This is a genomic window from Sebaldella termitidis ATCC 33386, from assembly GCF_000024405.1.
Classification (GTDB): Bacteria; Fusobacteriota; Fusobacteriia; order Fusobacteriales; family Leptotrichiaceae; genus Sebaldella; species Sebaldella termitidis.
In genome coordinates this window covers 45,977-54,160 of the sequence record NC_013518.1, presented here as the reverse complement: position 1 = coordinate 54,160, position 8,184 = coordinate 45,977, and the positions used below count along the sequence as shown (strand labels likewise).

The window sequence follows — 8,184 nt, the reverse complement described above, 5'->3', positions numbered from 1 at the left end:
AAATTAAAATCATAATAGATAAAGATATTAATATTTTTAATATTAAATCTATAATATAACTTTTAAAAGGGACATGTATAAATATTTATAAATATAGATATTAAATTTATATTTAAAAAAATAAAAAAATAAAAAGTTATAAAAAAAAATAAATATAATTAAAAAAAACGTCGTATTAGTTAAATTTTACGAATACATTGGTATAAATATTTTACTAAAATTAAAGCTTAATGTCAATTTTAATAAAGATAAAATATTAATTCAATCATTTGTCCTACTTATATAATTAGTATAAAATACCTCTTTTTCATTCGTAAAATTTAACTAATGCGAATATTTAAAAATATTTTTAAATTATTAATGTATTAGAAAGGAGGGAAATATGAAAAAAGTAATAGTCATATTATTGGTATCCATGTCTATATTTACAATAGCAGCTAAGAAAAATAAGCAGGAAATTGAAGTTCCGAATATGGAAGCACAAATGGAGAAAGCAGATAAAATAGAAAACTATAGAGCCAAGAAAGATGTAGCATGGCATAAAACAGAATATAACAAGGTACTGAAATATCTTAATAAATCCAGAAAGTAGGAGGCAGAATGAAAAGGATAATTTTGATTTTTTCACTGTTAACACTGTCATTAATGGCTTTTGGCGAGGAAGTAAAAGTAGACAGATCAGTGGAAGAAAGTATAACAAAGGACTATGATCAGGACGGAGTTTATTCCTCATATGAAAAGGCCTTAAGAAGAGCTCAGGAGTCAGTATATGTAAAGCTTCCTGAAAAAAGAGGGTACTGGTATACAATACTGGACAGAGTAAAAGCAGAGGAAGAGGAACTGATGCCGGAAGAAATTAACAGAATGAGAAGAAGGTAGCACTTAGGGAGGAAAAATGAAAAAAACAATAATCTTGATATTTTTGACAGTAATGGGAACGATGCTTTATTCAGCGCCGACTTATGAATATAAAAGAGAATTAAGGGAAGGTGCAAGAGGAAAATGGACAAATCTGAGAAAACACCTGAACAGCGGTCAAAGGCTGGAAAAAGAGCTTATAAAAGTAGATAAACAGATAGATAAAAAGGTAAGTGAGATACAGGAAATAGAAGATTTATTATTCAGAATAGAGCAGTACAAGGCAGCAAATAATATAAGATAACAGGGAGGAATAATGAAAAGAAATAAGAAATTATTAGTATCATTTCTAGCACTGAATGCGATACTAACATCTTATGCACAGGCAGAAACAGTACAATCGGCAAGATATGAGCGAATGTATAACAGTATAGTAAAAAATATGGAAAAAGGAAGTTCGAACGAACAGACTTACCAGACGATACAGAGAATACTGAATCAGAAAAATAAAGAATTAAAGGATTTATATTTACAGGGAGATTATATAGTAAAGCCTGAATATCTGGAATGGCAGGTATTTTTTACAGGGTTTTATGAAGAATATAATGAAGGAGTGGATAATACAAAAGAAAATGCAAAGTATCACTCTAATCCATTGTATGCACAAAGTGGCTATTATGATGCAAATGGTGACTATATAGTTACAAGTTATTTGAAAAATGGAATTAGTGGTAAGCCACTGACTCCTGATCAAGTACCAAAAGAAGTTGAATTAGGAATACGGATACCTTTAAAAGGAACAAATAGACAGCCTTTAAATTTAAATATTGGAACTCCACAGGTTCCTAATATAGTTACACCGACAGGAGTTAATATTACTGCTCCGTTTGTATCAATTCCGACTATAAGTGTTCCTGTTTTTACACCGGTGACAGTAAATGTTCAACCTGTAACTACAAATACAATAACTACAAAAACTTTTGTATTTGGTCCCTCTGGAAATGGTGATGCTCAATGGATAACAAATAATGGCTCAAATGGACCATTATCACAAATTAATTTAGATGGTAGTCAAGGTATGGGGACAAGGGGAAGCATGGATGTCATTAGTAGAAGTACTACTAATACAAATTGGAATTTTGATTTACACTTAGCAGATACTGATGCAAAAGGAGTGGATAAACAGGCACATGTTGTAACAAATTATGGCATACAAAATATAAATTTTACAAATCAAACTCAGAGATCTGCAATGAAATTAGTAGGTGGTCATGATATAACAATTTCAGATATGGATATTAATTTTGTAGGATCAAATAGTGCAGCAGGTAATATGATGCTATTTCATACCGATGCTCATAATAACTATAATGATAATTCTAGTCTTTACAGATCTTCCAGTTGGATATTAACTTCAAGTACAAATGTTCGTATGAAAGGACAAAATGGGTTGATGTTTGGTGTGCAATATCATGGCAATGTCACTGATTCAGGAATGGTTAATAATGGACATATCTGGGCAGATACAGATACATCTTATATTTATAATGCAACTACATATACTATAGATCCAAGAGATAGAACAATTTTTTATACAATTGATGATGGAAGAACACCAAATAGATATTTATATTTTGAAAATAATGGAATAATAGACTTAGATGGGCCAATTGATATACTTGGAATATATGATGTTAATGGGGCAGTAAATGGAGGTTCTTATTTTTTGAATAGTTCCACAGGTAATATAAATATAAATGGATTAGGTGCTTTAGGTATAGTTGTGAATGATATTCGTACAATGGGGGGATCCTATATTAATTTTGTTAAACCTATAGAGTTAACAGGAGATAATACTGTTGGTGCAGTAATAAATAATTCTTCTTTTAGCCCAAGTTTATCATCAATAAATATAAATATAGGAAATACTGCTAATAAATCGGCAACTATAGGAAATGCATTAGGAAATAATGTTAATTTAGTAGAGGGAGCTGTGGGAATATTTACAGATAGAGCAACATTAACTGTTACAGCAGATAACAATAAAGCGAGTAAAAATATAGGCGAACATGATGTTTTCTTTGGAAATTTTGCTAATCAAAGTTCTCTATTTAGAGCAGATGGTGGAACAATGACAATAATGGGAATAGCGGAAGTTGATGCAGGAACAAGTAATTTAGGAATGGTGGCAACGGGAACAGGAACTGTAACTTTAGCTTCAACAGGAACTTTACTCATTTCAGGCGGGACAGATACAATTGGAAATATAATAACTAATTCTAATAATAGTGGAGCTTATGCACAAAATAATGGAAATATTATTAATAATGGTACTATTAAGTCAATAGGAATTGGGACGAATGCAATTATTAGCGGAACTTCTGGAATTGTAACGAATAACGGAATAATAGAAAAAAGTAATAATGGCGGAGCTGTAATTTTGTCAGGAGGAAGCTTTACAAATACTGCTAACGGAGTTATTATTACAAAAAATGGTTCAGCAGGTGTTTATTCTGATATAACTGCTGCTCCAGTAATAAATGGCGGAGTTCTTTTAAGTTCTTTATCAGGAGTTCCATATTCAGCTTACCATGCAGATTACGGAACTAAGAATACCGGAATAATAGCAGATAATGGCGGAATCGCTTATTATTCAGGAGTTAATACAGGAGTTTCAACTGGGAATATAACAGTTTCTGGAACCAATACTACAATAATGAACGGCGGACTGATGTTTTATAATCAATATAAAACAGGTGCAGCACTTGGAACATATGGAAAATTCAATATTGCTTCAGGAGCTGGAATAACAGTAGAAGACGGAGGAACGGTATTTAATTTTGATGGTACACCTAGCGGAGCATATTTTACATATTCAGCTACAGATTTCAGTGATTATATTACAAATACATTTACTAATATATCAAATCTTAATATAAATATGCCGACTACAGCAGGAGAATACGGTAATTTATTTGTATTAAACAAAACAATTTTTAATTTAACAACTGCTAATACAGCGATAGGGTCAATAGCTGGTTTGGGGTTATCAATAAATCCAGGTGGAAATTATAGGTTTGGTTTAGTAGCAAACGGAAAATTAAATATTGATAATGATTCTTCCATAGGATCAGTTTCTAATCCGTATAATTTAGATAATCCCCTAGATTCTACCAATAAAGTATCAGTGGTCAGTTCAGAAATAGAAGTTACTTCCGGAACTTATGTAAAAGGAACATTGGCTGGACAGATATTGGCGAAAATGGCTAATCCTGATAATACAGCAGCAGGGCAGGCGAAAATAGCAATTGTTAATAATGGAAATATAGATATGTCAGGAACAAACTCAATATCTTTTTATTCACGTTATGGAATTGTCACAAATAATAATATAATAAATAGTTCAAATGGAGCAATAGGTATATATGGAACTAATAATACACAAATTAACAATGTGGGGACGATCAATCTGGGTAATAACAGTATAGGTTTAGCTGCAAAAACACAAGAAGGAACATTAAGTATAGCTGGAAATAATCTTATTAATATGACAAATTCTGGAAATATAATTTCTAATGGAGCAACTGCGCCAATAGGAATGTATGCTCAAAATAATAGCTCTTTAAATAGAGCTGATGCTAATATTACAAATTCAAATACAGTTGATCTGCGAAATTCATTAAATTCTATAGGTGCTTATATATCAGGTGGAACATTTACAAATACAGGAAGTATGAGCGTAGGAACAAATGGAATAGCAGTATTGGCAGATATGACTGATGTAAATATGTCTGGCGGTACTATAAATTTGACAGGAAATAAAGCTGTAGGGTTTCATTTAGAAAACGGAAGTAATATTACAGGTGCGACAGGAACAGTTAATGTAGATGGTACTGATATAGTAATATTTAATATAAAAGGCTCAAGTGCACCAATTCCAAACGGATTAACAATAAATCCTACGGCAGGATCAACTTATATTTTAGCTAATATAGATGAAGGCTTATTTACAACAGGAGCAGGAACTTTAACAGCTGGCGCAAATTCTGTTTTAATATCAGGAACTAAATCTGGTGTGATGATAGGAGCAGGAACAGTTGTAACATCTACAGGTACAAATAGTGTAGCATTGTCAGCTGATCAGGTATCCACTCCTCCATTAATATTACCATATAGTGTAGAAGCTGAAAATCAGGGGACTATAGCGCTAGGAGATAATTCAGCAGCTATTTATGTATCTAATGGTGCCAGTGGACTAAACAGTGCTAATATAACTGTAGGAGATAATTCAGTAGGAATTTTTGGTAAAAACGGAATGGGAACTATAAAAAATAATGGAGTTATAACAGTAGGCCAGAGTTCGCAGGGATTATATGCGGAAGGTATAGCACAGGTAGAAAATACAAATATGATTAACGGAACTATGGCAAATTCAGTGGGAATGTATGCATCCGGCGTAACTCCTATGTTGAACAGCGGGACGATTGATTTAAGCGGAGTAGATTCAATAGGAATGTTCTCTGTAGCTTCTCCGGGAAGTACGGCAGTCATTTGGAATACTGGAACTGGAAAGATAAAAATAGGAAATTCGACTAATCCTTCTAATCCGGCAGTAGGGATATACAGTGAAAATGAAGATGAAGTTATCATAAATGACGGAGAAATAGAAGTAGGGTCAGGTTCTCTGGGAATATATAAGTTTGGGCATCCGACTTTAAGTGGAACTATTCAACAGAATGGAAAAATAACAGTTGGAAGCGGAGGAGTCGGAATATATAGTAATGGAGATCTAGTTACATTATCACCAACTTCACAGATCATGTTGCAGGGTAATAATGAAGCAGTCGGAGTATATGGGACAAATAATTCTGTTATAACAAATACAAGCTCTAATCTTAGTATAGGGAGTAATAACTATGGTGTAGTATTAGAAACAGGAGCAGGTTTCGTAAATAATGCCGCTATAAATATGGGGACAAATGAGGTTCTGGTCTATTCAACTGGCGGGGGAACAATAACAAATAATTTTCCTATAACTATGACTGGTGACGAAAATGTGGCGGTTTATGCCACAAATGGAGAATATGTATCAAATACTTCAGTTATAGATGCTACAGGTAAAATAGGAAATATAGGTATTTATAATAAAAATGGTTATATATTAAGTACTGGTGCCGGGAAAATATATGTAGGGAATTCTAATGTACCTGTACCAAGTAACCCTTCAGATCCAAGTAATAAATATGCAGTAGGGCTCTATGGTGAAGGAGCAAAAATAGAAAACCATTCAGACATAGAAGTAGGAGCAGGCGGAATTGGAATTTATATAAAAGATAATAATACAGCAACCATTGCAGAAAACTATGGACATATAATACTGAACGGAGCTGGAGCAATAGGTTTATATGCAGAGAATGGAATAATTATAAATGAAGGAACTATCGATGTAAATGGTAATGACGGAATAGGAATGGCTGGTGTTACTTCAACATTAATAAACGGAAATAGCGGGATAATAAATTTAAATGCCGATAATGGTATTGGGATATATGGAAATACTGGCGGAAGTATAGAAAATAAGGGAACAATAAATATTGGTTCTGGGAATAACAATATAGGAATAGGAAAAGGGAGCGGGACTGATATAGTAAGTGCAGGTGGATTGTTTGGAGAAGGAACAGTTCTGGGAAATACAACTATAAATGGAAATAAAGTGATCTCAAGTATGGGGAATAGCTATCCAACACCTAGTATAGTTAATTCCGGAGTGATAAATGTAAGTGAATATTTTTCAAATGAGGGAGTAGTAGTAGCAATAAAAGTAGATCCTTCTACAATAAGACCGGCAGCTGCAGGCTCAGCAGATGACGGAGCAAAATTTGTAGCAGATTCTGTACAGATAAATGCACCATATTTTAGTGTAAGTGAAGAAAATCCTGTTCAGATACTGGCAAGTTTTACACAGGGAACTAATGCAAATGTTTATAAATTAAAAGATGTATTTAACCCGACAACTCCGGGAGGAGGACCAAATTCCGGAACAGTTCATGTAATAAGTAAATCACTTACTTGGAGAGCAACACCAGAAGTAAATTCTTTAGGGAATATAGATATATGGATGGAAAAAATACCTTATGATGATTTTACTAACGGTTTATGGTATGAAGATTTTGGATTAGCATTAGATTCAAAGTATGGAACCGATGGAATATCTGACAAAGCGATAGAAATATTCAACAAAATAGATATGATTGAAACAGATCAAGAACCGGAATTCAGAAGAGTAATGGCAAGTCTTGCAGGAAATGTATATGCTAATATAAACCAAAGAGAAGACGACATAGCAAAAACATTTGAAAATTCATTACATTTATTACAGGATTCAACAAATAATACAAAAGAAAATGTAAAAATAAGTGTAATAGCAGGAAAAGGTAAAAATAAAGAAGAAACTGACGGAGCAACAGGTTATGATTATACGACAACAGGAGTACTGGCATTAAGAGAAGTGGAAAGAACATATAAACATACATTCGGTTATTCATTAGGATATGTTCATACAGGCTTTGAATTCAAAGACGGAAATGAAAGTGAAGAATGGGTAGATACAATCCAGCTGGGAGTACATAACAAGTATAGATCAAATGGATGGAAAATAGTAAATGACCTGACAGGAAGAGCAAGTATCCATAATGTGGACAGAAATATAGACTGGCCAAGCCCAAACAGCAGATCAGAAATGAACGGGACATATGAAACATACAGTATAACAAGTGACAATATACTCGGGAAAGAATTCGGATTAGGAAAAAAAGCAAGTATAATGCCATATGGAGCATTCAGAGCAATGTATGTGACAAGACCTACATTTAATGAAAGCGGACTGGAAGCCCTTGAGGTGGAAGGAAATGATGCATGGAGTGCGAAGCCTAGAGCCGGGGTAGAGCTGAAAGGGGCAATACCTTTAGGAGCTAAGACAGCATGGCAGCTGAAAGGAACACTTGACCTTGCATATGAATATGAGCTTGCAGACCTTAATGAAAGAGAAAAGGCAAGATTGGTAGCCATAGAAGACGGCTATCATAAATTGTCGAAGCCGGAAGATGAAAAAGGAACATTCAGAACAAAAGCGGCAATAGGAGTAGAGGTAGAAGACAGATATGGAATATTCCTTACAGGAGAGTACTCAACAGGAAATGATAAGGAAAATGATTACAGAGCAGGAGTAACTTTAAAGGCAGTATTTTAATTAATAAAAAGAGAAAGTAGAGGGTTTCCGGAAAAAACTTGGTATGTTCACACCGGAAACACTCTTTTCTTATCTCT

At 33.5% G+C, this 8,184-nt stretch carries 4 protein-coding genes; all 4 read left to right on the top strand.

Translation table 11 applies throughout. The features are described 5' to 3' along the window. Positions 1-382: 382 nt before the first annotated feature. The 4 genes from STERM_RS20850 to STERM_RS20835 are packed head-to-tail and all read left to right on the top strand — an operon-like array spanning position 383 to position 8,107. Positions 383-592: a hypothetical protein gene (locus STERM_RS20850; RefSeq protein ID WP_012863596.1), complete on the top strand. Its 210-nt coding sequence runs from the start codon at positions 383-385 to the stop codon at positions 590-592. An 8-nt stretch (positions 593-600) separates the two neighbouring features. Continuing rightward, positions 601-879 (top strand): hypothetical protein, encoded by a 279-nt coding sequence (locus STERM_RS20845; RefSeq protein ID WP_012860029.1) that lies wholly within the window; start codon positions 601-603, stop codon positions 877-879. 16 nt (positions 880-895) lie between these two features. Continuing rightward, the gene (locus tag STERM_RS20840) at positions 896-1,162 is read left to right on the top strand and encodes a hypothetical protein (RefSeq protein WP_012863595.1); all 267 of its coding nucleotides are present in this window, start codon (positions 896-898) and stop codon (positions 1,160-1,162) included. Positions 1,163-1,174: 12 nt separating this feature from the next. Next, entirely contained in the window at positions 1,175-8,107 is a 6,933-nt protein-coding gene (locus STERM_RS20835) for an autotransporter domain-containing protein (protein WP_012863594.1), read from the top strand. The last annotated feature ends 77 nt before the right edge of the window (positions 8,108-8,184 follow it).